Origin of the sequence: Thermogladius sp., assembly GCF_049970955.1 — an archaeon.
Classification (GTDB): domain Archaea; phylum Thermoproteota; class Thermoprotei_A; order Sulfolobales; family Desulfurococcaceae; genus Thermogladius.
On the sequence record NZ_JBMFLY010000009.1, the window covers coordinates 1 to 25,007 of the forward strand.

Here is a 25,007-nt window from a genome sequence, read left to right on the forward strand (position 1 = left end):
GCACATAAAACCCGACATCATACTACTAGGGCCCGACCAGTGGATAACACCAGAAGGGCTTAGCGACAAACTAGAGAGGAGGGGAATACGCGGGGTGAGAGTAATGAGGTTGCCCGATCGGATAGGGGACGACCTCTACAGCACGAGCGGCATTATAAGGAGGGTCTGTAGCCAGATAGGTGGTGTTAAAAACAAGAGCTGTGAAGAGGGTGGGCCGGCACAGACATAGCTCTTTGACAGGGCGGCCTCGGTGGTGTGCTCTAGTCGGCCGTTAAGGCATCCGAGGTAAGATGTGGTTGTTCGCAGGCTTGAATTTTCCGAGAGGGCACTACCCAGCAAGAAGTGGAGTGGCAGGCTTATAAGATGGCTGTGTATCCCTCATTAACGTGACAAGCTTACATGCGGGTCGCCAAGATGTGCCCATATACGCTAGCAGGGGAGACGTTAGACTCCTGATTATATACCTACTGATAATCTCCGTTTCGATATCTTCGGCGAGTATTCTCGTCATACTTTCTGGTCTTAGCGCAAGCTCGGCGGCTTTCTGGCGACTTTTTATCGCCACGGTGTTTTTGTTGCTCTCGAGAAGGAAGTTTGTTAGACCCAGCGGTTTTAGAGCTCTCGCGGTCTCGGCGCTATCAGGTGTTTTCCTGGGGCTGCACTTCGCCTTGTGGATGGAGAGCCTGTTCCTCGTACCCGTCTTCGAGAGCACGCTGCTGGTCGACACTTATCCTCTTCTATTGCTCGTGATGGAGAGGCTAGCCCTTGGCGGCCAGGTCAGGGCTAGGGAGGTGGTCGGCCTCCTGTCAGGTGCTGTGTTCCTGTACCTCTTCTTGGGCGGCCCCGGCCTCAAACTGTCGGAGGGAGACGTCTACGCTATGATATCGAGTCTCTTCGTCGCCTCGTACTTCCTGCTCGGCAGGGTCGCGAGGTCCAGGTTCGGCCTCAGTACAGTAGAGTACGTGATACCCACATACGCCACGGCCTCTCTCACCGCGCTCCTCTACAGCCTGGTGAAGGGCTCTTTCCAGGTAATAGACACCCCTCACAGAATCCTGTTCGCCCTACTCCTGGCCCTGGTGCCGATGATCGGCGGTCACACGCTCATGAACTACCTGCTCGGGTTCTTCAAGTCGAACATTGTAACGAGCATAGTCTTCACGGAGCCGATCGGGGCCTCGATCCTTGCGTACTTAGTGTTGGGCCAGGTGTTAGAGCCGTACAAGGTCTTACTGGGGCTGGGCGTGATCGCGAGCGTTGTGTTGGTGTGGGTGTGACGTCCTACTACTCCAGCTCCTCGACTCTCAGCCCGAGTAGCTCCCCGGCTAGCGACAGCTCGTTGGACCAGTCTCCTAGTACTAGCGCGTAGTGGTTACCAATGCTCTCCCTGACGATCCTCTCAGCCCCCTTCATCTCCACCAGCACTTGCGTCCTACACATATCGCCCCGCCAAGACCACTGCTTGACCCTCCCAACGCCCACCCTGAGGGTCTCGAGGTCGGGGGTGAGCCTGTACACGGTCACGCCGGCCCCGACTGGGTAGTCGACGCTGACTCCCACGCCGAGGCCCGACTCGAAGTGCGTCATCAGCCTGAACGAGGAGACCAGGGGCGCTGTACAGTGAGCTATTAGCACCTCGTCTCTCCTAACTACCGCCGGGTTCCCCATGAAGACAGGCTGCCTGGTCACGAGCTCGCCGAGCGCCATGGACAGGAGTAGCGGGACATCCCCCTCGCAGGCCGCGGGGAATAGCCGGGTGTTGAACAGCGCCATGGGTAGACAGGCCGTGACCCTCCTAAGCGTGATCAGGTCGAAGCACTTTACGGTCAACCCGCATAGACCGTGCCTCTTGGCGAGACTCTCGAGGGCGCTGTAGAGGCGGAGGGCCTTCTCGACCTCGACGCTGTCCACGAGCACTTCTCTCGCCTCTCTCAACACCGACTCTCGAAGCGGGGGCGGCGACGCGTCGAACTCCTTCAAAAGCTCCTCCATGGGTATGTGGACTACCTCGGAGCCCAGCTTTTTCTTGACCACCTCGGGGTCGACGCGGCTGTAGACGAGCCAGGGGCTGGCACCACCGATGACGCCGAGCCTGCACCCCCTCAGGGTGTTTACGCCCTCGACGACCCTCACAACCCTCTCGACGAGCCCGGCGGCGTCCTCGGGGCCCCTGTACTCGCCGAGCCTGACCCTCCTTCCACGCATCCTGAGGAGGGCCGCAGCTTCGAGCGTGGCCGGGAGGCTGTTGTAGGCGTAGTGGTAGAGTACGTACGTTAGCTGGCACCTCTCGCCGAGGGCCACGATGAGCTCTTCAGTGCCGCCCGTGGCCACCACAACAACGCCTACGTCGCAGTCGGTCAGCCTGCTAACATGCTCGGTCTCCGTGACCAGCCCGGCAAACAGGCCCCCGAGCCCCCTCGACGCGAGTCCCTGCTCCACGTCCCTCGAGAGGCGCGAGCCGAACTCCAGCCCCAGCTTAGAGGAGGCGACAACTACCTTGACCACGAGGTCGCTCCCCGAGCCTCAAAAGTCTCCTTCGAGCCCAAGAGATAAATACCTTCATCACGCCTAAGAGGCGCAGACAGACTAGATCCTCGGCTTCTCTCGATAACGGTGTCATCGCCACGTAGGGGAGCGGACCCCACGTAAGGCGTTTAACGTAATACCCTTTTACTCGATATTCGTTACCGGGCGACCTCCGTGAGCCTCTACGAGGTACTCGCGTCCCTAGTCTCAGGGCTTATAGTCGGCTTCTCCCAGGACCGGTAGGGGGAGGGGGTCATCCTCGCTGTTCCGCTACTACTCTACTTCGTTGGGCTCGAGAACTCCCCCGACGCGGCGCACGTGGCGATAGGCACGACAGCTCTTGCTGTGGGTGTTAACGCCTACGTCAACTCCTACATACATCTAAGGAAGAGAAACGTCTCGCCTTGTATAGGCCTCGTGTTCGCCGGGGTGGGTTTGTTCGGCTCTCTGACGGGCGCCTACCTGGGGAGGATCACGCCGGGGAGGAGCTTGTTGACGTACTTCGCTGTAGCGACGATCACGCTCGGTGTTTACATGGCCGCGAGGAAGGAAGCCCCGAGGGCTGGGACTATCCACGAGGTCGACAGGGTGGTCAAGGCGTTCGAGGAGTGCCGGGTGATAACGAAGGCTACGACCATTAAGGTAGGGTTTTTCGGCTTCCTCGTAGGGCTGCTCAGCGGGTACTTCGGGATCGGGGGAGGGTTCCTAATAGTCCCAAGCCTGATGTTCTCGGCCGGTCTCTGCATAACCAGGGCCATCGGTACGAGCCTGATAAGCGTCGGCACGTTCGGCGTAGCCAGCGGGGTCGAGTACGCGTTAACCGGCCACGTTATACCCAGCATAGCCTTCCTTTACGTTCTAGGTGGTGTGGTCGGGGGCTACCTCGGGACAAACCTCTCGGTCAAGGCCCCTAGAGACAAGCTGAGGGTTCTATACGGTCTCATCACCGTGTCTGTGGGGTTTTACATGCTTGCCAAGGTACAAGGCTTGATATGATAAAAAGGTTCTCGTCTTTTACTTAGGATAGCGCGGTGTTTACGGCTCTGCTTAACCGTATTCAACGGACCTGTTTAATAATGTGCACTGACCTCAAGTAGTCTACAGGCACGTCTGGCTTGTACCAGACTCCGCCGCTACTCCTGGCGAGTAGGGCCGCCCGCACCACGTTTAGACCTACGTTGTAGGCGTCTCTAACGGCCTGCTCGTCCTCGAGCGGGTCGACGCTGTGCGTGTAGGCTATCGCCCATGGGGGTATTAGTACTCCCATACTGTTCATAACGATCATCATGTAGGATAGCGCCATCATAACCCCGCTGTCAGCTCCCACGGCTATAAAGCCCGCCACCTTACCGTCTAGTAGGCTTCTACCCGCATGGAATATCATGTTCTCCAGGCTCGTTAGGCGATCGATAAAGTTCTTTAGTACCCCGCTCGGCGCGTACCAGTAGACCGGGGTCGCCAAGATGAACCCGTCCGAGTCGACGAGCTTCTTTGCCACATCGTTGAAGTCGTCGTTGAATGCTGGGCAGGGGAAGTAGCACTTCTTGACGTCCTCGCTCACGCAGCCCATGCAGGGGTTTATCCTGTAGGCGTACAGCCGGACCTCCTCGACACTCCCCCCTGCGTCTTCGACGCCCCTGGCAGCCACCCTGGCCAACTTGCTGGTTGCCCCGTTCTCGTGTGGGCTACCGTTCACAATAACGATCTTGACCACGAGGACCACCCCTTTATCTTGAGAGTCGAGAGAGCAGGTGACAGTGCTTGATTAAAGACGGAAGAGCTCCTTTATATCTTTTCGAGAACCCTCCCGATCAGGTCCATCACGGACTTGATCATGTACTCCAGTTTGCCCTCCTCTATGGGCTCGAATATTACCTCGACCACGGGGTCTGTCCTCGAGAACCTGAGGTAGACCCAGCCAACCCCCTCGTCGAATATCTTCAGTCCGTCTATCATCTCGATCTCCCTCATGTCCAAGGCCCTCGTTAACTCTCTGGCAAACAGGCCTCGCTTCTCGAACGGGAGGTAGATCTCCTTGACCACCCTGTGTATCAAGGGAAGCCTCGAGACGGCTTCGTTGATGTCGTACCTGCTCGCGAACACCAGGAGCTTCATAGCCGTGAATATAGCGTCCGGACCGTAATGGAACTCCGGGTAGATTATAGAGCCCCTCTCGTCCGCCGCCAGAGCGTAGGACGTGTTGATCTTCTCCGATAGGCCCATGAGCCCTGTCTCGGCCAGCTCTACTTTACCGCCGAGCCTTTCCACGAACTCGATTATGGCCCTCGGCGTCGTCTCCGGGAGGAGTATCCTGCTCCCAGGCCTCTCGGTCAGGACCACCTGCGCCATTAATGCCACGAGCTTGTCGCCGGCGACTAGGCCGTGCCTGTCGGTGACCAGCGTTAGTTTGTCCCCGTCGTTATCAAAGATGAACCCCAGTTTGAACCCTGTCCCCTTCACTATCGCTATGCTGGAGTCGACCAGCTCCGTGAAGGCCTGTCTCCTAATAGCCCTCGGCGTCCTCACATCTGTACAGTTCGAGTAGTACAGGGGGAGCTTCGTCTTGAAGAAGACGTCCGCTATAACCTTGGAGACCACACCTCCGCCGCAGTCCACTAGGACTTTCGAGAGCTTACTACCATCAACCTCCTCTAGGTCGAGTAGAGTGGACGCCTCCTCCGCGTACAGCTTTTCGAGCCCGTTCTCCTCGACGAAGAAGCCGGCGTCTATCTCGGCAGATCTCCTCAACTGCTCGCGGAAGAAGACGTCCTCGATCTTCCTCGCCAAGTTCTTAGGTAGGAACTTGCCCTCCCTGTCGAAGACCTTGACGCGGATCTTCGCGTACTCGCCTTGTAAGGTGTTCACGTAGACCCCGCCGCTCGTCCTCAGCCTCTTGACGCCGAACGTGATAAAGGGGAGGGGTGTGTAACCGGCGTACCTCACGCCGACCCCAACAGACATGAACCCAGCTATCATGCTCTGTAAGCCTACGTGGCTGGCCGGCGAGATGTCGCTGCCCGCTATCACGCTCTCGCCCTCCCTCATTATACTGCCGATAGCCGAGCCCAGCTTCACGAGGAACTCCGGCGTTATGTCGATATTCAGTATACCGGTCAAGCCCCAGGGCTCGAAGAGTACCCTACTCCACCTCACGCCCCACCTAACGTCGGAGGAGACCGTTGTGTACGGGTCGATGATCTTCATAGGCCAGATCTTGACCCTCGCTTTTATGCTTGCCCCCCTACCTACGCGTGTCTCGTCGCCTATAACAACCCCCTCCGATACGACGACGTGGTCTCCGAGGGTGACCTTCTCGCCGATCACCGCCCCCTCCACAACGCTCGCGCTACCGATGTAGGCGTTGTCGAAAACGATCGAGTTCTCCACTCTACTGCCCTCCTCTACCACAACGTTGCTACCTATAACAGTATAGGGGCCCAACGTGGAGGATATGATCTTGGAGTTGTTGCCGACCACCACAGGAGGTATGACCCTCTCGACGTCTACGTGCGCGTTCCTGCCGATGAAAACGCCCGGCCTGACTTCTCGCCCCTCTATCCCGCCCGGTAGTGCGAGCCTCCGGGACAAGAGGTCCACGTGAGTGGCCCTGTACTGCTCTATGTCCCCTATGTCGCTCCAGTAGTAGTCGTCAACTCTCATGGCGAAGACTCTGAAGTTACCTGCGAGGAGCCGGGGGATCACGTCGGAGGCGAAGTCTAGACTGCGCTTAGCCTCCAACTTCTTGAAAACGTGGGGTTCGATAACGTAGATACCCGTGTTTATGATGTCGCTGAAGACCTCGTTCGGCGAGGGCTTCTCCTTAAACCTCAGCACCCTCCCCCTCTCGTCTAGCGCCACGATACCGAACCTCGTGACGTCCGTCTCCCTCCTGACGGCCATGGTCAAGTCGGCCTCGTTATCGAAGTGGAACTCGACCAGCCTCTTCAAGTCGATGTTCGTGACGACGTCGCCGCTGATCACTAGAATCGTGTCGTCCCAGCCGATTAGATCAATGAGGTTCTTGACACCCCCTGCCGTCCCCAGCGGCTTCTCCTCTACAGCGTAGTGGAGCCTTACCCCTAGGTCTGCCCCGTCGTTGAGGTGGGACATTATTACGTTGGGTAGGTAGTGAAGGGTGATGCCTATTTCGCTGATGCCCGTGTTCTCCTTCAAGTGCTTGATCAGCCTCACAATGATCGGCGTGTTTGCCAGAGGGATCATCGGCTTAGGCCTTGTCACTGTCAGGGGTCTAAGGCGAGAGCCCTCTCCTCCAGCCATTATAACTGCTTTGACCAAACAGGTCACACCTCAGCAACGCCAACCGTCTTCACGGCAAAAAGCTCTGACACGGGTTCGCTCATCACGTGCGGGACCCAGATAGGATTAATTGCTCCATGGTATAAAAGCGTGACAACACAGTTAATAAGAGCCGTTTCCAATTCCAATACTAGGAGTTAGGTGTTTCGAACAGTGCTGAAGAGCATAGACTGGAGCGAAGTGAAGAGGAAGAGGGAGGAGTTCTGGAACAGCAGCCCGGCGTACAGGGCTATCTACGAGAGAATGGTCAAGCAGGGCTACCACTTCATAGGCACTATAGGAGTTGTTAAGAGGTGCCACTGGAGCAAAGAGGCCGTCCTGAGGAACAGGTTCTGCTACAAGTGCCTCTGGTACGGTATCGAGAGCCACAGGTGCATCCAGATGTCCCCTGTTGCCGCGTGGTGCTGGAACAGGTGCCTCCACTGCTGGAGGATACAGCCCGAGGACATAGGCCTCCACTGGGACGAGACGAGAGTCCCGGTGGTCGACGACCCGGAGGTCCTCGTAGAGGAGAGCATCAAGGTACACAGAGAGATAATGGCGGGCTTCAAGGGCAACCCCAAGGCAGACCAGAAGAGGGTGGAGGAGGCCATGGACCCGAAGCACGCCGCCATAAGTTTGACGGGGGAACCCCTCCTTTACCCACGGCTGGGCGAGCTCATTAAGGAGTACCACAAGCGGGGGATAACGACCTTCCTCGTCACCCACGGTACGAGACCCGACGTGCTCGCAAACCTAGAGGAGGAGCCGACCCAGCTCTATATAAGTATCGAGTCGTGGGACAAGAAGTCCTACGAGGAGTTCAACAGGCCGCTCGTCCCTAGAGCCTGGGAGCTATTCCAGGAGACGCTCGAGATAGTGAGGAGCTTCAGGTCTCCCACAGTGTTCAGGTTCACGATAGTCAAAGGGTTCAATGACCACGAGGAGGCTCTGAGGAGCTTCGCCAAGATGGTAGAAAAAGGCAACCCAACCTACATCGAGGTCAAGGCCTACATGTTCCTCGGAGGTAGTAGGGGCAGGCTGACTCTCGCGAACATGCCCGACCACGAGGACATAAGGAGGGTAGCCCAGAGGCTGAGCGAGCTGACCGGGTACAAGGTGCTCAGCGAGAGCATACCGAGTAGGATCGTGCTGTTAAGCCGGATCGACAAGCCTATTAGGCACGGGAAGGGCTGTCCCGACGGAGTAGAGCACCCCGAGAAGTGGTGCCCGGTACTAACTAGAGAGTACGAGGAGAGAGAGGACTAAAAATCACATACTGAGTAGGACGATAGCAGCGAACATCAGCGCCGTCGCAACGGCTTTCTTCACGGTCAAAGACTCTTTCAGTAGAATAACGGACATCACAACAACGAAAAGCAGGCTCGACTTGTCTACAACGACGACCGGAGTAGTAGGGCCTTTCTGGAGCGCCATAAAGTAGAGAAGCCACGAGAGCGCGCCGGCTACACCGCTCAACACGATGAACAAAACGTCTCTCGAGGTAAGGGTCCTCAGTAGTCCTGGGCCTTGGACCACTAGCATGAACCCTACAGTCAACAACATCATGACAACAGACCTCACCGCCGTCGCCGTCACAGAGTCCACACCGGACAGCCCGACTTTCGCTAAGATCGTCGCGAGCGCGGCCATGAAAGCGTCTAGGAGTGCGTAGACAAGCCAGTCCTCCACTTAAGACACCGTTAACAAAGCCCAGTATGCGTGTATCAACTATAAAAGGCTTGGGCGTTCAGAACAAGTCCTCGTCCTGGACGTAGTCCTTACCTGTCTTGAGCGCGATCCACGCCTTCTGAAGTTCGCTACCTAAGTAGATGGCGTGGTCTAGTAACTCTATTAGGCCCCTCCTAGCTATCTCCCTGCCAATAGACACCGGCTCTGTACCGCAGAAGACGTAGTCGGGCCCGCTCTCACCAGTCTTGTAGTGCTCTACGACAATGCAGCCGTGCTCTCTGTCCACCCAGACCTTGAAGAAGCCCCTGGGGTCGAGCCTCACGGGCTCTAGTAGCCCAACCCTCACAACGTTTACGGGAAGAGTCCCCCTGGCCTCCCGGCTCCTCTTGCTCTTCAGGTAGAGGAGGTTAACGCTGTAATCCTTTGGAGGCTTCCCCTCGTAGCGAGCCATGGAGGTGAGCCTAACGGCCTTCGCGAGCTCGCCTACGCAACCCCTCGTCTTGGTACTCCCCTCGGTTGTGAGCAGTAGCTCCACCCCCAGCTCCACGGCTATCGAGGCGAGGACCGCGTTGACCCCGTGGCAGTCAGCGTCGATGAACTCCGTGACGTTGCCCACCCCCATCATGAGAGGGGTATCTGGGAACCTCTCTCTGAAGTCTATGTACGATTTAATGCTCTCCAGCAACCCCATGAGGGGTGGGTGGAGTACGGGGTCCGCGATCACTTTAGCGAATCCCTCTCTCCTCAGCTCGCTCACCAGCCCCCCTAGACCTTCGATGGAGCTCTGCCCACTCGCTTTAGACGCGCCAGGCGTGACCACGATTGCCGTGTCGCGGGGTGCGAGCCGCCTCACCAGGTCTAGGACCTCCCCGTTTGACACGAAAACCAGGTCGACGCCCTCCTTAATCGCCGCCTCTACCTCGCTGGGGTAGTAGGCGTCCACTCCCACCGGAACGCCCAGCCTGCCGCGGAGCCTTCTGAGGATAGACCCGATTTTTACCGGCCTATCCTCTCCTGCTTCTCCTCCGACGACTACTACGTCGGCGCCGTTCTCGACGAATCTCTTGGCCGCGGTGACGACCTCCTCCTCGCTTAGCTCTACACCGTCGCTCACCTCGGCTACTACGAGTGGCCTTACGCGAGACACCGGTTTTGCGACAGGGCCAGACCCGATGGTGAAAACGCGCTTCTCCCACGAGCTCTCCTCAACTCTCTTAACCAACTCCTTCTCGCGCTGCGACCTGTAGCCTTCCAGTAGCGTGTCCGCGGGCTCTACGGGAGAGAACCTAACGCCTTCTCTGAGGGCCTTGATAAACAGTGGTATGTCCTGGAGGAATCGGGGCCCCTTAACGATGCTAACACCGAGCTCGCGGGCAACCTGAGAGAGGTCGCCTCGAGTGAAGCCGGGGACAACAACTAGGTCGAAGCCCCGGACGATGTCTCTCCGGGGCTCGAGCACCCGCCTTATAAAGGTTGCCGTCATGAAGGCTGCCACGTCTACATCGGCCACTAAGACGTCGTACTCGCCGGGACTCAGGCCGCTTTCTTCGAGCACCCTCCTCAGCATCTCGCTAGCTAGCCTGCCGGTCACAAAAAGCACCCTCAAGCGTAGACACCTCTCTCCCTGAGAACGTCGAGAACGCGGCCCGGGTTCTCGAGGACTTCTACTCCCGGTATTTCGGTTAACCTTTTTATGATGCCCACGTAGTAAGGGTGGGGCTTAACCCTTATCTCGACGTTCAACTTTATAGCGCCGTACGGGCACGCTCTAGCACACAGCTCGCAGAGCGTGCACTTCAACAAGTCTACTCTGACTTTGAACTCGCGGTCGCTGCTCAGAGCCCCTGTGGGGCAGACCGTACTCGCAACGCAGCTGCTACAGGACTCGCACGCGTCGCGGTCTATCAGTAGCGGTATCCTCGACGCTGTCTCGTTCAGGTCGGAGGGGACCACGAGGACGGGGGTACCCGTCTTTATCGCGTGACTTACGAGGTTAGACACCAGTGAGTCCGCTATACCGTGCACTATCTTGGCCACCGTGTTGATCGTAGCGGGGGAGACCACCACGAAGCTGTACACGCCCTTGTACAACCTACCGGTTCTCGGGTAGCTGTGCCCCTCGCTTCTCTCGTAAACCACCTCGTTCGGGTACTCGCCGCGCACAACCTCCTCTAGCATTCTAATCATACCGTACATCTTCAAGACCTCTTCGCCAGCCCTCGAGACGAACACGGTAACCGGGACGTTCCTACTCCTGAGTGCTCGTATGGCTTCCAGCGACTCGTTTATGAAGACACCGGACCCAGTTATGGCCCACGCTATGGCCTTCAACTCACACCTCCTCTATGTCCTCGATGTAGGCGAGGTTGAAGTCGAGCTCTTCAACGCGCCTGAGCCTGGCCCTCACCACGAACCTGCCGTACTTCACCTCTACTAGGACGTCGAGGTCGCTCGTCTTCAGGGTGCTGTAGTCGTAGGGGTCTTCGGGGTTGTGGGCGAACCTCCTCTTTATCGCGACTTTCGCCCTTGTCCTGTAAGGCTGCGACAAGATCGACCTCTCGATCAGCCTTTCCAACAGCTCTGCGTCCTCGTTGCTCTTCAAGGGTATGCCCGTGAACTGGTGGACCACCATGCCCAGCGCGAGGCCTGCCTCGAACACCGCGCGGTCTCTCTCGGTCACCTTGGCGCTGAAATATTTAGCTGCCCGGTCAGGCATAGAACCGACCACTGAGTTTAATTACCTAGGCTCAACGTATAATCACATGTATGGTGTAGCGTGTTGATAAAAGTGGTTTACCCGGAGGCGAGGTACTTCAAGGAGATTGTAGACGCTTTGAGCAAGATAGTCGATGAAGCGGCTTTCCAGTTCCAACAGGATAAGCTCAAGATCACGGCGATGGACGTAAGCAACATCGCACTAATAGACATAGAGCTACCCGCAGAAGCGTTCAGCGAGTACAATGTAGAGGCCCCACTCAATATTGGGGTCTCGTTGTCCAACCTGAACAAGCTGTTTAAGAAGGCAAAGAAGGGGGACAGACTCAACATCGAGGGTGACGAGGAGCACGTCGAGCTCACGCTGGTCTCTGCCACGAAGAGGCTCTACAGGTTCAGGAACCTCGACGTCAAGCCGCCCGAGATATCTCTCGCTAACCTGGAGTTTAAAGTGGACGCCAGACTTATAGCCGGCAGCCTCAAGGAGGCGGTCAAGGACGTGGAAAGCGTCTCGGAGAAGATAGAGTTCGAGGCGACCGAGGAGGCCCTAATAGTGAGGGGTAAGGGTACCGGGGCCGTCGAGGCCAAGTACCAAGTTGGGTCGCCGGCTCTCGTGTCCCTCGAGGTAAAGGAGAGGAGCAAAGCCAGTTACCAAGTCTCCTACGTCTCCTCGGTGATCGGTCTCAGCAAAATATCCGACACGATAGCCGTCAGGTTCAGCACCGACTCCCCGCTCCAGCTGGAGTTCTCGCTTGGGGTAGGGAAGATACTGTACCTCCTAGCCCCCGCACTGTAGTTGGACTGACATGACGAGCGGGATTCTAGAGGAGACGCTCAGGCTCGTCGAAGGGATAGGGAGGGAGCTCGGGGAGCTCGGAGTCAACTACGTCGTCCTGGACGACCTAGCCACCGGGCTTTACGGGCTTGTCCAACCCATCGAGGAAGTGAGGTTGCTCGTCGACGCTGGTAGGGTGGACGATGTTACCCGAGCAGTGACTTCTGTGACACAGATGGGCTTCATAGAGGCAAAGCTGAGGACATCGTTGCGGGAGAAGGGGGTTGCCGCTGTAAACCTCGTCACACTCCCTCTCCTAGTTATCGAGACCGCCGCGACCGGGCTTGACGTTGAGCTACTTAGAGAGTCTTTCGCGTATAGCCTGCTCGGGTTCGAGGTCAGGCTTCCCCCACTAGAGGGGTTGATCGCGAAGCTGGTCGCGAGAGGTCAGTACCCCTACACGGCGAAGGGGCTAGCACTCATGATGGCGTGGGCGGACAGCCTATCCAAGGACCGCCTCAAAAAGTCCCTCGAGAAGGGCGGTGTCGACCCGGCAGTCTTGAAAGCGCTGTTAGCAGAGGCGTGGGGGCTGGCCTCTAGCTTAGCCCCCCTACGCCTCAGGGAGCGCGCCGTCCACGATTTGCTCGAAAGCTTATAACGGCTATTTACTAGAATCCTGTTAACTAGGCTGCGTTTTCATTAGCCTCGCGAGGGAAAACTGTATGGGTGAGCTGTTCAAGAGCCTCAAACCCCAGACGCCGGGCCAGGAGGAGATGCAGATAGCGTTGTCCAACAAGAAGTACGAGATCGTGGGGCTCTTCGGGCCGACAGGGTCTGGTAAAAGCCTATTCAGCCTGCTTTACGGCGTCGACGCCGTGCTTAGCGGGGAGTACAGGAGGTTCGTCATCTCAAGGCCCGTAGTCGACGTGACGACTGGTCGAGAGCTCTCGATGGCCGAGCTCGGAGAGATGTACTACGATGTCGCCTCGAACTACATCGGCGATGTCCTGTCCGGCTACATCGAGGTAGAGAAGATAAAGGAGCTGATCAAGCAGGGCAAGATCGTCATAGCCGACACCCACTACTTGAGAGGCAGGACTTTCGACGACTCGATCATATTCCTAGACGACGTCCACAGCGTGCCCGTCGAGAGCGCTGTGGAGCTGATAACTAGGATAGGCAGGAACAGCCGCCTTATCGTGGCCGGAGACCCGGTCTTTCAGAGGGAGCACGGTAGTAGAGATAGCGCTTCGTTGCTGAGGGAGGTGCTCCTGGGCGAAGAGTCGGCGAGAGTCGTCGACCTCGGGCTCAAGGACATAGTCAGGCCCGGTGCGCGCAGAGGGGTGAAGCTGATACTAGAGACTAAGCTGAGGACGAGGAAGCTGAAGGACAGCGAGAAGATGATCGTCGACGCCGCAAAGATCAGGGCCCCCGACGCCGAGATAATCACCGCTGTCGAGTTCATCGACGAGAAGAAGTCTGTCGGGCTAAAGACGGAGAGCCTACCCGACGCCCTTATAGTAGTTAAAGAGGGCTACATAGGGAGGTTGATTGGGAAGGGGGGCGAGAGGATAACCGCTGTCGAGAGCGACACGGGTCTCAAACTCCGCGCCGTGGAGCTGACGCTGGACCTGAAGCCGCTGGTGAGGTCGATACACCCCATAGGCTGGATCCACAAGCACATCGTCGACGCCGACTTCGCGGGCCCGGACCTCCTAGTCAAGGTGAGCTCGGACGCCTACCCCGCCTTCGTGGGGCAGAAGGGGGCCCATGTCAGGTTCATCGACGCGGTCATGAGGAGGCTAATGGGGGTCGGGGTCAGAGTCATTGAGGTCGAGACCCCCAAGGAGAAGCGTGGAGAGGAGAAGAAGAGCAGTAAGTAGGCTAGCTCAAGCTATTTTTCCGTTGATCAGCCTTATCGTCTTCTTTGCCGAGTTCAACAGCCCCTCGTACAAGAAGTGTGTCGAGACAAGGACGGCCTTCGTATTAGAGAGCTCCCTCAGCACCGCCAGAAGCCTGGACACGTTGGACGAGTCTAGACTATTGAACGGCTCGTCCAGCGCGTAGACCTCCGCCTTGACCGAGAGGGCTCTTATCAACGAGCAGAGCTTTGCCTGCCCCGCGCTCAGCTCCCACGACTTCTTTTCGAGTAGCTTCTCCGCTTCGAAGATCTCGATTAGACGCTTCATGAAGTCCTCGTCTACTCTACCTGACAGCCTGCCCCCCATCGTCAGGTTGTACCAGAAAGTCCCCCGTAGTAAAATGGGCTTGTCGTGGGAGTAGACGAACTTGCTCTTTAACTCGGCGAACTCCCACTTGCTTGTGTTCCAGGCGTCCAAGCCGTCGACAATTACGCGACCCCGGCTGGGTCTCAGGTTGAGCGAGACTATCTTCAGCAACGTGGTCTTCCCCGACCCGTTGGGGCCCACCACGAGGTACAACCCCGGGCCGTCGATGGACAGGCCCACTTCCTCGAGAGCGTACTCTCTACCATTGTACGTGTGGCTCACGCCTTCTAGGACGACCTCCAAATCCTCTCACCCATAGTCTTCAACGCCAACGTTATCAGAGACGTGATCGAGATCAAAACTAGCCCGATGCTGATGGCGTCCTCGTAATTTCCTATAGACGTCTCGAGGGCTATCGCAGTAGTGAGCACGTTCGTATACCCCTGAATCCCGCCGCCGGCGATGAGGGCGACCCCTAGTTCTCCAATGGCCCTCGAGAACCCCACCAGGTAAGAGGTGAAGAGGTCAGGTATTATCTCCCTCGCCACTATCCCGAAGAGACCTCCACTTGTTAGACCCAGTGATGTTGCCAATTCGCTCACTACGCTGAGGCTCCTCCTGACGGACCTGTACAAAACCACCGCTGAGACCGGCAGGGCGACAAGACTCTCGCCTATCACGATAGCCCATGGAGTGTAGAGCAAGTTCAACGGGGCGAGGGGGCCCCTAGGGTAGAGTAGCATGTAGGTCAAAAGGCCTATAACAGTCGTGGGGACGCCAACTAGCGACTCTAAAATGCCCGCGACGACGTTAGCCACGCTTTCCCGGGCACGGGCCAGGGAGAACGACAGAGCGAGGGCGGCTATGAAGGATACGAGTGAAGCCAGCCCGGATATCCACAGGCTTCTCAGCGTGATGTCGAGGAGGCTCTCCAAGGCTCGACACCCAGATGGAAAAATGCTATTTGAGGGATAAAGGCGTGGCCGCGTCAGGCGAGCCTGCTCAGCTCGACCCAGGCGGACTCGACGACTGTCAGGTTTTGGAGGGCTGGGTTGAAGAGGTCCTTGTACTTAGAGGCTATTAACTGCTGCCCTCTCGTGTTCAAGTACTCGGCGAGTAGGAGTGCCAGGTTACTCACGTCCTTGCTCCTGCAGCTCTGGCTAGAGGAGACGTAGAAGCTGTAGACGTTGATCAGTAGCTTGGGGTCTCTAAGGAGTATAACCAGGTTGCTGACCTTGCCCTGTGATACGAGGCTCTGGAGCGTCCCGACGTCCGTTAGGGTGTACGCCTTGAGGTTGTCGGCCATTAGAAGGGTCTGTGCCATGCCCTGTCCCGAGACTAAATACCAGGCCTTACCGCTGGGGTCGAGCCCCGCGAGCTTCCAGAGCTGTAGCTCCCTCACATGAGTCCCGGAGTTGTCGCCCCTGCTCACGAACTTGGCCAAGCCCTTTTCACCCGCCTCGTAGATCCTCTTGAAGGCGTCGACAGCCGATGCGGCGTTAGAGACTCCAGCCGGGTCGTCCTTTGGCCCCACTATCACGAACTCGTTGTAGGCGAAGATGCTCAGCCTGACGATGCTGCCGTTGAGAAGGTACTTCAGCTCGAGTGAAGGGGCGTGGGTGAAGCCCAGGCAGGCCGAGCCGTCGCTTAACAGTCTCAACGCCTCGCCACTCCCTTTAGCGAGAACGCCGAACTCGACGCTCAGCCCGGTAGCGTTCTTGAAGTCCGCCAGCAGGTCGTCTAGCAGGTGGGTCTGGTACAAGCTAGTCGTCGTCGACACTGTAACTCTAGTAGGCGGTGCCTGCGCCCCGCTCGGGGTACTCGCGGAGCTGAACAAGTAACCGCCCGCGAACCCGGCCAGGAAGGCCGCGAGGAGCAAGAGCACGATTACAGCCTTGCTCACGAGGAACACCCTTCATCTAGACCCCGCCTTCAATTAAGAAACTTTCACCTCAACGTCGAGTACGACCTGGTATACTCGCGGCCCCACCATCCTGACGACCCTCTTGTTCGCGACGTTGAACCACTTGACGCCGATCTCGCCGAGCCTCTGGCTCAGGAGAGCCACGGCCTTCCCAAAGTAGTCCTCGCCCTTAGCAGCCTTAACGTGGAGGTACACGTGCACCATTCCTTTGCCGTCCTTCAAGGCCATAACGGCGTAGGGGAGGTGGTCTAAGGCGACGTCCGGGTAGGGCATTAAGACCCTGTCGCTTGAGCCGGCGAGCCTCTCTTGGATCACTTTTACAGCGTCCCCTAGAATGGGCTCTACCACCCCTTCGACCTTGTTGAGCCTGACGTTCTCCACCATGTACCTGTACGCGTCTGGGTTGATGTCGATGCTGTAGACTTTGGACGGCCTGCTATACTTCGCGATTATAATACTGAACAAGCCGGCACCCGCGTACATGTTTAGAACCACTTCACCTGGCCGGACGAGGCCGGCGATCCTCCTGTGCTCGAAGCCTAGAACAGGGGACACGTACACCCTCGTGATGTCCACCTTGAAAAGACAGCCGTGCTCCTTGTAGACTGTCTCGCTCCTCGGCTCTCCTGCCAGGTGAACGTACTTCCGGAGCCTGTACTCCCCTTGGACGCCAGGGTAGCCACCCCACACGCTCTTGACGTACTTGAACTCCTCCAAGATCCTCTCGGCGAGCCGCTTGAGCGTGTCAGCCTCTATACCGGGCGGTATCCTGATCAGAGCTATGTCTCCTACGAACTCGATCCTCCCCCACAGCTTGCTCGCCACCTCCTCGCCCAGCGTCTCGCGAGCCAGCTTCCTCAGCATCTTACCCCTTGACAACGTTACCCCCACGCTCAGACCGTCTCCCGACTACTGTTGATGGCGGTATTCCGACTTATAGTACTCGCAAAACTCTTTGATGGGGCACTCGTGGCAGGAGGGCTTCCTGGCTTTACAGGTCACCCTGCCGTGTTGGATTAGAAGGAGGTGTGTCTCCAAGTACTTATCTGGCGGGAGGCAGCTTTGCCAGAAGCCGGATACTCTCTTGTACGAGCCTCCCTTCACGAAGCCTAGCCGTGTGGTTATCCTCTTGATGTGCGTGTCGACCGGGAAAGCCGGTTTCCCGAAGTAGACCAGCAACAGGACGTCAGCAGTCTTTTCGCCCACCCCTGGTAGGTTCATCAACACCCTCCGGGCCTCTAGGACGTCCATTCTTCTTACCTCCGACTCGAACTCCTCGAGCCTGTCTCTTAGGTAGCTCGCCAGTTCCACGATCCTCTTAGCCCGCTGAAGGTGTAGACCAGCGGGCTTTATCAGCTGAGCCAATTCACCTATGTCCAGTGAAAGGACCTTCTCGGGGGTGATTTCCCCGAGCTTGTTTTTCAAGTTGGAGAGCGCTTTGATAGCGTTCTTGTCGCTGGTGTTCTGGCTCAATAGGACGGCAACGAGGTGCTCGAAGAGGTTCCCTCTCGCAACTAGCCCAACAAAGTCTCCCTCTCTTATCTCGTACTTCCTAGACAGCAGTTCGTAGATACGTGTGCAGATCTCCTCCAAAAATGGACCCTGGACTACTTAGAATACGGATTCACGGTATTAACGTTAGCAAGTAGTATACGAGTGCGGATATGAGATAAGCCGTGCCCATTAACAGGAGGACTGAGAGGGCCGTTAGCTTGGCACTTCTCGTCTCGCTATATATGGTAGAGAGAGTGGCTAGGCATGGGACATAGAGTGTCGTGAAGACCCCTATCGCGATGAGTTGAGCGTCTGTCAAGCCCATCACCGAGACCGCCTCGGCCATGTTGGGAGCCCCGGTTATCGTGAGAATGGTCGACACGAAGACCTCCTTCGCGACGAACCCCATGAGAAGCCCGAAGACCACCATCCAGGCGTTTTCTCCTGTGACATGGAACGGGTAAACCGCGGGAGCGAGGAGCCTGGACACCTCTGCTGCGATACTGTTAGACGGGTCATCAGTGTAAGTGAGCGTGGGGGTAAACGACGACAAAGCCCATACGACGATGCTGGACAAGAATATGATCGTGCCCGCTTTCTCTAGGAAGTGCTTCACGTTATTCCACGTCATCCACCACACGACTTTGCCGAGCGGCTTGTGGTAAGCGGGTATCTCTAGGAGCATCTCGGGGACTGGCTCCCTTGTCCTCGAAAGCCTGTACAAGGCGTAGTTCAATACCACGAACGCCGAGAAGGCCGCCACGTAGCCAGTGAAGACCATGAGCCATCCACCTAGAGTCCTCAGAGCTGTCGCGAGAGCCAGTAAGACGACGAGCCTGGCCTGGCAGGGGATTAACGGCAGTGTGAGTATCTGTCTAATCCTCTCGCCTGCCGTCAGGCTCGCCCTTGCCCCCATTATACCGGGGACGTTACACCCGAGCGAGATGGTTATTGGGAACAGCGCGTTGCCTGACAAGCCTATCTTTGTCGTCAACGCCGAAACCCCTACGGCCATCCTCGGGAGTAGGCCCGCGTCCTCTACCAGGGACAGGACAAACATGACGATGAATATCAGCGGTAGGAAAGCGAGTATTGAGGCCACCCCGCCTATGACGCCGTCTGCCACAAAACTTGCCAGCAGCGGGTTAGCTATAGAAGACCTCGCCAGGTCCATGAGCCAGCCCAGGCCTTTCTCCAACAGGCCCGACAGGCTGTACTCCTCCACAGCACTTGCCAGCTCCTCCTGCCCGAGTAACGACAATAAGGTGTTCAACGGAAACCCTGTGTTGACTATGAAGACCAGCATGAAGATCGACAAGAGTAGCGTTAAGCTGAGCGCTATCCCAATGACAGGGTGGTAGAAAATGCTCCTCGCCCTTTTTGCCTCGGGGATCCGGGCTCTGACTATCGCCTCGCGCGCTAGGCTCATAATGAAGCTAAACCTCTTCGCCGACGCGAACTCGGATATGTCTCTACCCACGGCCTTCCGGGCCTCGGCCCTCACCTCCTCAAACGACCTGTAAACATCGCCACCGCATTTCTCAGACAGTAGCTTGGATAGCTCTTCGTCGCCCTCGAGTAGCCTTATTGCGAGCCACCTTGAGGGGTAATCTTTAAGGCCTTCGCACTTCGCCAGCTCCCGCTCCACGCTTTCTATGAAAGGCTCTAGCTCTCCGTAGTCGATTCTCAAGTAGTCTCTTCTACCGCCTTTCTCCGCTACTTCTACCACTTTGTCCAAGAGGTACTCTATACCGTAGCCTGTCGCCGCGGATACAGGCACGACTGGGACGCCGAGCCGTTTCTCCAATGCGTCGAAGTTTATGTGTATACCCATCTCGTGAGCCATGTCGTACTTTGTGTAGGCTACCACTACGTTCCTGAACATTTCTAGGATCTGGATAGGCAGGTACAGCGTCCTCTCGGGTATGGTCGTGTCCACGAGCGCTATAATGACGTCGGCTTCTCCTCCGAGGATGTAACTTCTCGAAATCCTCTCCTCGAGGGTCAACGCGGAGAGACCGTAGACGCCGGGCAGGTCCACTAGTTTGATGCGGTAGCCCCTGTGTTCTAGAAACCCCTCGTGTTTCTCGACTGTAACGCCCGGCCAGTTGGCAACCAGAACCCTGTTCTTGGTAAGCAGGTTGAAGAACGTAGACTTGCCGACATTAGGCTGACCCGCCACTGCTACGGTGATCTCCTTCAACCCTCTTTCACCTCTTCAACGTAGATCCTCCTGGCGATCCCCCTACCAATAGCGACCTCGGCCCCCATCACCCTCAGCACCACGGGTCCAACGCCGTAGTTTGACACGACCTCCACGATACTACCGGGTAGGAGGCCCATCTGGTAAAGCCGTTGGACCCACCCTCTCCCGTCCACGCTCACAATCCTAAGCTTCGCACCAGGCCTAGCATTGTCGAGTGTAAGCATCCCACATTCCCCTGTTAGGATAACCTAACACCAAATCCTATTATGCTATAACGCTGATACGCCTTTTTAAAGGTGTGTAGCCCGGTATGTCGACCCGCGACATCCACGACGAGAGACCGGCGCGAGAGATCTACATAGACTTCGTCGGTATAGGGTGGATAAGGCTGCCCCCGTTTACTTGGGGGCGTATAACGCTTGTCCCGATGCTGAAGGCCTACGTGGACCTACCACCCCACATGAGGGGGGTTCACCTGTCGAGGAGCTACAAGGCCGTGAGGTCCATGACGAGCGAGCAGGTCTACAGAGAGCCGGAGGTCTTAGCTGAAAGGCTGCTATCCCTCCACGAGTACTCCGGTAGGGCTCTCGTGGTATTGAGGGCTAGCGGTCTCGTCAGAGAGGGGGACGACTACAGGTCTTTCGAAGCCTCCAAGAGAGTGCTATACGCGAGGGGCGTGGGCGTGACTAGGAGGGTCTGGAGCTACAGGTTCACCACCTCCAACGCCTGTCCCTGCGCGCTCCAGACCTCTCTCGAGCTTACCGGGAGGCCTCTGACCCACATGCAGCGGGTGGTCGTAGAGGTGACGCTGAGAGGCGGCCACGCGGAGGTCGACGAGGAGGCGTTGATAAGCGGTCTTTCGAGCATTGTCCAGCCATCGTTGAAAGGGTACTTGAACAGGGTCGAGGAAGTCGAGCTAATAAAAGGGCTTGTTGAGAGACCTATGTTCGTCGAGGATGTCGTGAGAGAGGTGGCGAGCTGGCTTAGAGACAACCTGAAGTGGTTCAAGGGCTATGCCACCGTCAGGGCCGTCTCATTCGAGTCCATCCACGAGTACAACGTCGAGGCAGCACTGAGAGTAGAGCTAGGATAGGTGGGCCGGGCGTTGACGTGGGTCATAGACAGGAGCGAGTGGACAGCCCTCTACAGCATGATCAGGTCCAGGCTGCCCCTGTCCTTCGATAGAGACCAGTACGCAACTGACGTACTGAGCGACCTGATCTCGGCCCACAGAGGGAGGACCACGCTCGAACAGCTGCCGAGGCTCAGAGGCGCCGTGGTCGTCTTCGGCTGCGGCAAGAACCTGGAGGAGGACACCAGGCTCTACATGGAGAAGTACAGCCACCTGCCCGTTATAGCTGCAGACGGCTCCACAAAGCACCTACTCGAAGAGGGCGTCCTGCCGCTGATAGTGGTGACAGACCTCGACGGCGACGTTAGGTACATAAACTTGGCGGCCCAGAGGGGCTCTATTGTAGTGGTCCACGCCCACGGGGACAACGTTGATAGGCTGAGAGCGGTGGTGCCGAGGCTGGACGGGAGGCTCGTAGGCTCGACCCAGGTGGAGCCGAGACCCTTTGTCTACAACTTCGGGGGGTTCACGGACGGCGACAGGTCCGTCTTCCTAGCAAGGGCCCTCGGGAGCACCCGCGTCATACTCGCGGGGTTCGACTTCGACAGCCCCCACTACTGCCCATCTGATATCGCAAAGGACTTGAGTGTGAAGAGGCTCAAGCTCGAGGTGGCAAGGGTGCTCTTGAGGTACCTTGAAGAGAGGGGGGTCAGAATCGAGTTCATTCAATAGAGCTTGAGAGGCTTCACGTCCAGCTCGTCCATCACAACCCTTAGGTCTCGGAGGAAGGAGTTGAACTCGCTTATAGAGACTAGAACGACGCTGCCCGAGTAGACCCTGAATAGCGGCCTAACGAGCGTGAGGATGACGCCAACGACTTCTACGGCTCTCTTCACGACCGGGTAACGAGCCGCCACAAAGCCACGGTACTTCCTCATCTTCTCGAGCCTCTCGAGGTGTCTCTGGGCTGCGGCCGTTAGAGCGACCCTCGTGTTCCTACTCCAGTGCTTACAGTCCACGGCCAAAGCCATACCCGTCACCGTGTCGACACCTAGGACGTCTATCTGGAACCTCACGGGACTAGTCAGCAAGAGGTTTGTGACCGTCTCGTACGAGTTCTTGGAGAGGATCTCCGCGGAGAACTCCTCGAAGTCCCTCCACGAGATCAGCTCGCTCACCCTCGTAGGGCTCATGCCCCGCTGTACAAGCCTCAGGGCTAGGTCGATCGGGTTGACGACCCTGACCAGCTCGCCCTCGACGCGTAGAGCTGTGCCGTGGTCTCTCACCAGCCTCTCTAGCACTTCGCGGGAGAAGCCCGACAACCTCGATAACTCCTCGAAGGTTAAAACACGGTACTTTAGTAGGAGCTCTAGCGGGTTTACAATCATTGCTGAACCCTGTTTTCATGCGTTCTCAAGTAGTCGTTGTCAGAGTTAAATAGGTATTTTAGCCGAACAGCGATAAAAATCATGAGCACGACCAATTTGCATCGGTCCGAGGTGTCCGCCGATGTCGGACTTTGTGGAGACCGCTAGAAGGGACATCCTTGTTGAGAGCGTCTCAGACTACACAGTCTCACACGAGATGACTGTGTGCGACCTCGTCGAAGCTTTTGGTAAGTCCCACGGTTTCATGGCCTCCCACGTCTACAAAGCCTCCCAGGTACTGGCCGCCATGTTGAGTGACGCCGACGTCCTCAAGATCTTCTCCTTCACCGGTAACCTCGTCGCAACCGGCCTAAGAGGGGTCATCGCTCAGTTGATAAGGGAGGGCTTCGCCGACGTGGTTATAACGACGTGCGGGGCCGTAGACCATGACATAGCGAGGTCTACTGGCTCGAGGTACTACAAGGGTGACTGGCTATACGACGACGCGTTCTTGAGGAGCGTGGAGGTGCACAGGCTCGGGAACGTGCTAATACCCTGGGAAGGCTACGGTATAGCCATAGAGAGGTTCACGAGGAGCCTATTGGACGAGCTGGTGAAGGTCAAGAAGGAGTGGAGCGGCGTGGAGCTACTCGCAGAGGTCGGAAAGAGGTTGAGAGACGAGAACAGCTTCCTCAGAGCAGCCTACGAGAAAGGGGTGCCCGTAGTAGTCCCAGGCTTACTGGACGGGGCTTTTGGAACGAACATCGTCTTTCACAGTACTATGAGCGGCCTGAAACTAGACCTCCTCGCTGACGAGAAGCTCCTCTCGGAGAAGGTGTTCTCGGCGAGGAAAGTCGGGGGGCTGATCGTGGGTGGTGGCATATCGAAGCACCACGCCTTGTGGTGGTCTCAGTTCAAAGAGGGGATGGAGTACAGCGTCTACATCACCACGGCGGTCGAGTACGACGGGAGCCTGAGCGGGGCCCACTTGAGGGAGGCCATAACGTGGGGGAAGGTGAAGCCCAGCGGGAAGAGCGTGGTGGTCTACGGCGACGCCACCGTCCTTTTGCCAATAATCGTGGTGGGGGCGAAGTGCCTTATGAAGCGTGGGTAACTTGCTAGTACACGTTGGGATAGACGACTTCGACTCTCCCACAGGGGGTTGTACCACACACCTGGCTGTCAAAATAGCGTGGGAGTTGACAGGTAGGAAGGCTAGGCTGGTAGACTACCCCAATTTAGTAAGGCTCAATCCAGCGGTGCCCTGGAAGACGAGGGGGAACGGTGCCGTAGTCCTAAGACTCGAGACGGACTGGGCCGCCAGAGACATACTCGACATGGTCGAGGTGATGGCAGAGGAATACGCCAGGGAGTTCGACAACCCAAAGCATCAGCCAGCAATCGTCGTGCTCGAAGGGGAGATACCCGAGTACTTGAGGAGGATCGGCACGAAAGCAGTCGGGGACCTGATCCCTCTCCAAGTCGTTGAGAGGATCATAGAGAAGTCGGGGGCTCTGGCAAAATCTGTTAAGGGGAAGAGAGGGCTAGTAGGGGCTACGGCTGCGATAGGCGTAGACCTCCTCGAGGGCGACTTCACGTATGAAGCGATTTTCTACAGAGTCAGGGAGAACGTGGGTAAGCCGAGGCTCGTAGACGCGGAGTCGGTCAAGGAGGCCGAGCTGAGGTCGAATGGGGCTCTCTTCCTCAACTACGATCACGACACGGGCCGGCTGTTGGCGACCCCAAGAGGCCCGGACCCCGTATTGATGGGGATAAGAGGAGAGAGCCCAGAGCCCATTGTGGCGGCGTTGAAGTCTATAAGAGTGTTTGAGGAGGTAGAGGCGGTGGTGTTGTTTAGGACCAACCAGCACACCGATATGCACCTCCAGAAGGTAGAGTCGGTCTGCGAAGCGTACCCCTACAGGTGTGTGAGAGTCAGGGGCATAGTCACGAGAGCCCCGCAAAGGATCCAGGGCGGGCACGTCGTGTTCAGCGTGTCTGACGGACACTGCTCAATAGACGTCGCGGCCTACGAGCCCACCAAGGAGTTCAGGGACGTCGTCTCCAAGCTCGTGGCCGGGGACGAGGTCGAGGTGATGGGGTGCGTGAGGCCCGCCTCCACCACCCACCCGCCCACCCTCAACCTCGAGAAGTTGCGGGTGGTGAAGCTCGCCGAGGTCTACAGGTTCGAGAACCCGCTATGCCCTAGGTGTGGGGCTAGGATGACTAGCGCAGGGTATGGGAAGGGGTTCAAGTGCCCGAAGTGCGGCTACCGGACAACGGAGTTGGGGAAGGTAAAGATCAGGGTCGAGAGGAGTATAGCACCAGGTCTCTACCAGCCGCCCAAGCACGCCTTCAAGCACTTGATGAAGCCCGTTGAGAGGTTTGGTATACCCCCGAAGAAGTTCGCCTACCGGCTAGTAGACCCGTTTATTAAACCACCATCGGGGGCTCCCTAGGGGTGGAGTCTCGTCACGGCTCAGCATTGAAGTCTCCGGTCATCCAAGTAGCTTGTATTGTTTTAAGCCTTTAAAAACCGCTATACAACCGAGACCTCATACAGTATTACGTACTTGAGTCTCGCCCTAGCGATCTGCCTCTCGAAGCTCAGCCACTCGACCTGGCCCGCCTCCCCTCTACTCCTCCCCATGACGACCGTAGGGTAGTTGTAGTAGGGTATCGAGACGATGTGGGACAGCCAGTTGCCCTTAA

The 25,007-nt window shown here is 57.3% G+C and carries 25 protein-coding genes and 1 pseudogene; 11 read left to right on the forward strand and 15 right to left on the reverse strand.

All coding sequences use genetic code 11. The features are described from left to right. Positions 1-229, forward strand: a pseudogene (locus tag ACP5VX_RS02505) (hypothetical protein); the annotation flags it as partial. Positions 230-416: 187 nt separating this feature from the next. Further along, entirely contained in the window at positions 417-1,277 is an 861-nt protein-coding gene (locus ACP5VX_RS02510; protein ID WP_428724329.1) for a DMT family transporter, read from the forward strand. A 7-nt stretch (positions 1,278-1,284) separates the two neighbouring features. On the opposite strand, the gene ACP5VX_RS02515 is transcribed toward ACP5VX_RS02510, so the two are convergent. Beyond that, positions 1,285-2,505: a hypothetical protein gene (locus ACP5VX_RS02515; protein ID WP_428724330.1), complete on the reverse strand. Its 1,221-nt coding sequence runs from the start codon at positions 2,503-2,505 to the stop codon at positions 1,285-1,287. 276 nt (positions 2,506-2,781) lie between these two features. On the opposite strand from ACP5VX_RS02515, the gene ACP5VX_RS02520 reads away from it, so the two are divergent. Next, on the forward strand, positions 2,782-3,522 hold the full coding sequence (locus tag ACP5VX_RS02520; protein ID WP_428724353.1) for a sulfite exporter TauE/SafE family protein: 741 nt from the start codon (positions 2,782-2,784) through the stop codon (positions 3,520-3,522). Between the two features lie 61 nt (positions 3,523-3,583). On the opposite strand, the gene ACP5VX_RS02525 is transcribed toward ACP5VX_RS02520, so the two are convergent. Continuing rightward, entirely contained in the window at positions 3,584-4,240 is a 657-nt protein-coding gene (locus tag ACP5VX_RS02525) for a flavodoxin family protein (protein ID WP_428724331.1), read from the reverse strand. A gap of 71 nt (positions 4,241-4,311) precedes the next feature. Continuing rightward, positions 4,312-6,822 (reverse strand): sugar phosphate nucleotidyltransferase, encoded by a 2,511-nt coding sequence (locus ACP5VX_RS02530; protein WP_428724332.1) that lies wholly within the window; start codon positions 6,820-6,822, stop codon positions 4,312-4,314. A gap of 174 nt (positions 6,823-6,996) precedes the next feature. On the opposite strand from ACP5VX_RS02530, the gene twy1 reads away from it, so the two are divergent. Next, complete coding sequence (gene twy1, locus ACP5VX_RS02535; protein WP_428724333.1) at positions 6,997-8,091, forward strand: 4-demethylwyosine synthase TYW1; 1,095 nt, start codon at positions 6,997-6,999, stop codon at positions 8,089-8,091. Between the two features lie 3 nt (positions 8,092-8,094). Here the strand turns inward: twy1 and ACP5VX_RS02540 are convergent, their stop codons facing one another. Genes ACP5VX_RS02540 through ACP5VX_RS02555 form a run of 4 tightly spaced genes read right to left on the reverse strand, consistent with a single transcriptional unit; the run spans position 8,095 to position 11,230 of the window. Further along, on the reverse strand, positions 8,095-8,514 hold the full coding sequence (locus ACP5VX_RS02540; RefSeq protein WP_428724334.1) for an EamA family transporter: 420 nt from the start codon (positions 8,512-8,514) through the stop codon (positions 8,095-8,097). Positions 8,515-8,572: 58 nt separating this feature from the next. Then, complete coding sequence (locus tag ACP5VX_RS02545; protein WP_428724354.1) at positions 8,573-10,114, reverse strand: dihydropteroate synthase-like protein; 1,542 nt, start codon at positions 10,112-10,114, stop codon at positions 8,573-8,575. Between the two features lie 2 nt (positions 10,115-10,116). Beyond that, entirely contained in the window at positions 10,117-10,845 is a 729-nt protein-coding gene (locus ACP5VX_RS02550; protein WP_428724335.1) for a flavoprotein, read from the reverse strand. A 1-nt stretch (position 10,846) separates the two neighbouring features. Beyond that, entirely contained in the window at positions 10,847-11,230 is a 384-nt protein-coding gene (locus ACP5VX_RS02555) for a dihydroneopterin aldolase family protein (RefSeq protein WP_428724336.1), read from the reverse strand. A gap of 60 nt (positions 11,231-11,290) precedes the next feature. On the opposite strand from ACP5VX_RS02555, the gene pcn reads away from it, so the two are divergent. The 3 genes from pcn to ACP5VX_RS02570 all read left to right on the forward strand — a co-directional run bounded on the left by pcn (position 11,291) and on the right by ACP5VX_RS02570 (position 13,887). Then, entirely contained in the window at positions 11,291-12,025 is a 735-nt protein-coding gene (pcn, locus tag ACP5VX_RS02560; RefSeq protein ID WP_428724337.1) for a proliferating cell nuclear antigen (pcna), read from the forward strand. A 10-nt stretch (positions 12,026-12,035) separates the two neighbouring features. Continuing rightward, on the forward strand, positions 12,036-12,662 hold the full coding sequence (locus tag ACP5VX_RS02565; RefSeq protein WP_428724338.1) for a hypothetical protein: 627 nt from the start codon (positions 12,036-12,038) through the stop codon (positions 12,660-12,662). A gap of 64 nt (positions 12,663-12,726) precedes the next feature. Next, a complete protein-coding gene (locus tag ACP5VX_RS02570; RefSeq protein ID WP_428724339.1) occupies positions 12,727-13,887 on the forward strand; it encodes a PhoH family protein in 1,161 nt (386 codons plus the stop codon). Positions 13,888-13,893: 6 nt separating this feature from the next. Here the strand turns inward: ACP5VX_RS02570 and ACP5VX_RS02575 are convergent, their stop codons facing one another. Genes ACP5VX_RS02575 through ACP5VX_RS02605 form a run of 7 tightly spaced genes read right to left on the reverse strand, consistent with a single transcriptional unit; the run spans position 13,894 to position 20,080 of the window. Then, a complete protein-coding gene (locus ACP5VX_RS02575; RefSeq protein WP_428724355.1) occupies positions 13,894-14,472 on the reverse strand; it encodes an ATP-binding cassette domain-containing protein in 579 nt (192 codons plus the stop codon). A 47-nt stretch (positions 14,473-14,519) separates the two neighbouring features. Then, complete coding sequence (locus ACP5VX_RS02580; RefSeq protein WP_428724340.1) at positions 14,520-15,167, reverse strand: ABC transporter permease; 648 nt, start codon at positions 15,165-15,167, stop codon at positions 14,520-14,522. 53 nt (positions 15,168-15,220) lie between these two features. After that, the gene (locus ACP5VX_RS02585; RefSeq protein ID WP_428724341.1) at positions 15,221-16,135 is read right to left on the reverse strand and encodes a substrate-binding domain-containing protein; all 915 of its coding nucleotides are present in this window, start codon (positions 16,133-16,135) and stop codon (positions 15,221-15,223) included. A gap of 33 nt (positions 16,136-16,168) precedes the next feature. Then, entirely contained in the window at positions 16,169-17,035 is an 867-nt protein-coding gene (locus ACP5VX_RS02590; protein ID WP_428724342.1) for a class I SAM-dependent methyltransferase, read from the reverse strand. 30 nt (positions 17,036-17,065) lie between these two features. Beyond that, positions 17,066-17,749: an endonuclease III domain-containing protein gene (locus ACP5VX_RS02595; RefSeq protein WP_428724343.1), complete on the reverse strand. Its 684-nt coding sequence runs from the start codon at positions 17,747-17,749 to the stop codon at positions 17,066-17,068. A gap of 31 nt (positions 17,750-17,780) precedes the next feature. Continuing rightward, entirely contained in the window at positions 17,781-19,853 is a 2,073-nt protein-coding gene (feoB, locus tag ACP5VX_RS02600) for a ferrous iron transport protein B (protein WP_428724344.1), read from the reverse strand. Continuing rightward, positions 19,850-20,080 carry a FeoA family protein gene (locus ACP5VX_RS02605; protein WP_428724345.1) on the reverse strand — a complete coding sequence of 77 codons (231 nt, stop codon included), beginning with the start codon at positions 20,078-20,080 and terminating at the stop codon, positions 19,850-19,852. Before ACP5VX_RS02605 ends, feoB begins: the two co-directional genes overlap by 4 nt. A gap of 86 nt (positions 20,081-20,166) precedes the next feature. Here ACP5VX_RS02605 and ACP5VX_RS02610 point away from each other — a divergent pair, with 86 nt between their 5' ends. Then, a complete protein-coding gene (locus ACP5VX_RS02610; protein WP_428724346.1) occupies positions 20,167-20,949 on the forward strand; it encodes a GTP cyclohydrolase, FolE2/MptA family in 783 nt (260 codons plus the stop codon). 12 nt (positions 20,950-20,961) lie between these two features. Further along, the gene (locus ACP5VX_RS02615) at positions 20,962-21,660 is read left to right on the forward strand and encodes a 6-hydroxymethylpterin diphosphokinase MptE-like protein (protein WP_428724347.1); all 699 of its coding nucleotides are present in this window, start codon (positions 20,962-20,964) and stop codon (positions 21,658-21,660) included. Here the strand turns inward: ACP5VX_RS02615 and ACP5VX_RS02620 are convergent. Then, entirely contained in the window at positions 21,654-22,316 is a 663-nt protein-coding gene (locus tag ACP5VX_RS02620; protein ID WP_428724348.1) for a restriction endonuclease, read from the reverse strand. The genes ACP5VX_RS02615 and ACP5VX_RS02620 overlap by 7 nt on opposite strands. 121 nt (positions 22,317-22,437) lie before the next feature. Here ACP5VX_RS02620 and ACP5VX_RS02625 point away from each other — a divergent pair, with 121 nt between their 5' ends. Next, positions 22,438-23,409: a deoxyhypusine synthase gene (locus ACP5VX_RS02625; RefSeq protein ID WP_428724349.1), complete on the forward strand. Its 972-nt coding sequence runs from the start codon at positions 22,438-22,440 to the stop codon at positions 23,407-23,409. Then, complete coding sequence (locus tag ACP5VX_RS02630) at positions 23,402-24,754, forward strand: TiaS agmantine-binding domain-containing protein (RefSeq protein WP_428724350.1); 1,353 nt, start codon at positions 23,402-23,404, stop codon at positions 24,752-24,754. Before ACP5VX_RS02625 ends, ACP5VX_RS02630 begins: the two co-directional genes overlap by 8 nt. Positions 24,755-25,007 lie beyond the last annotated feature (253 nt).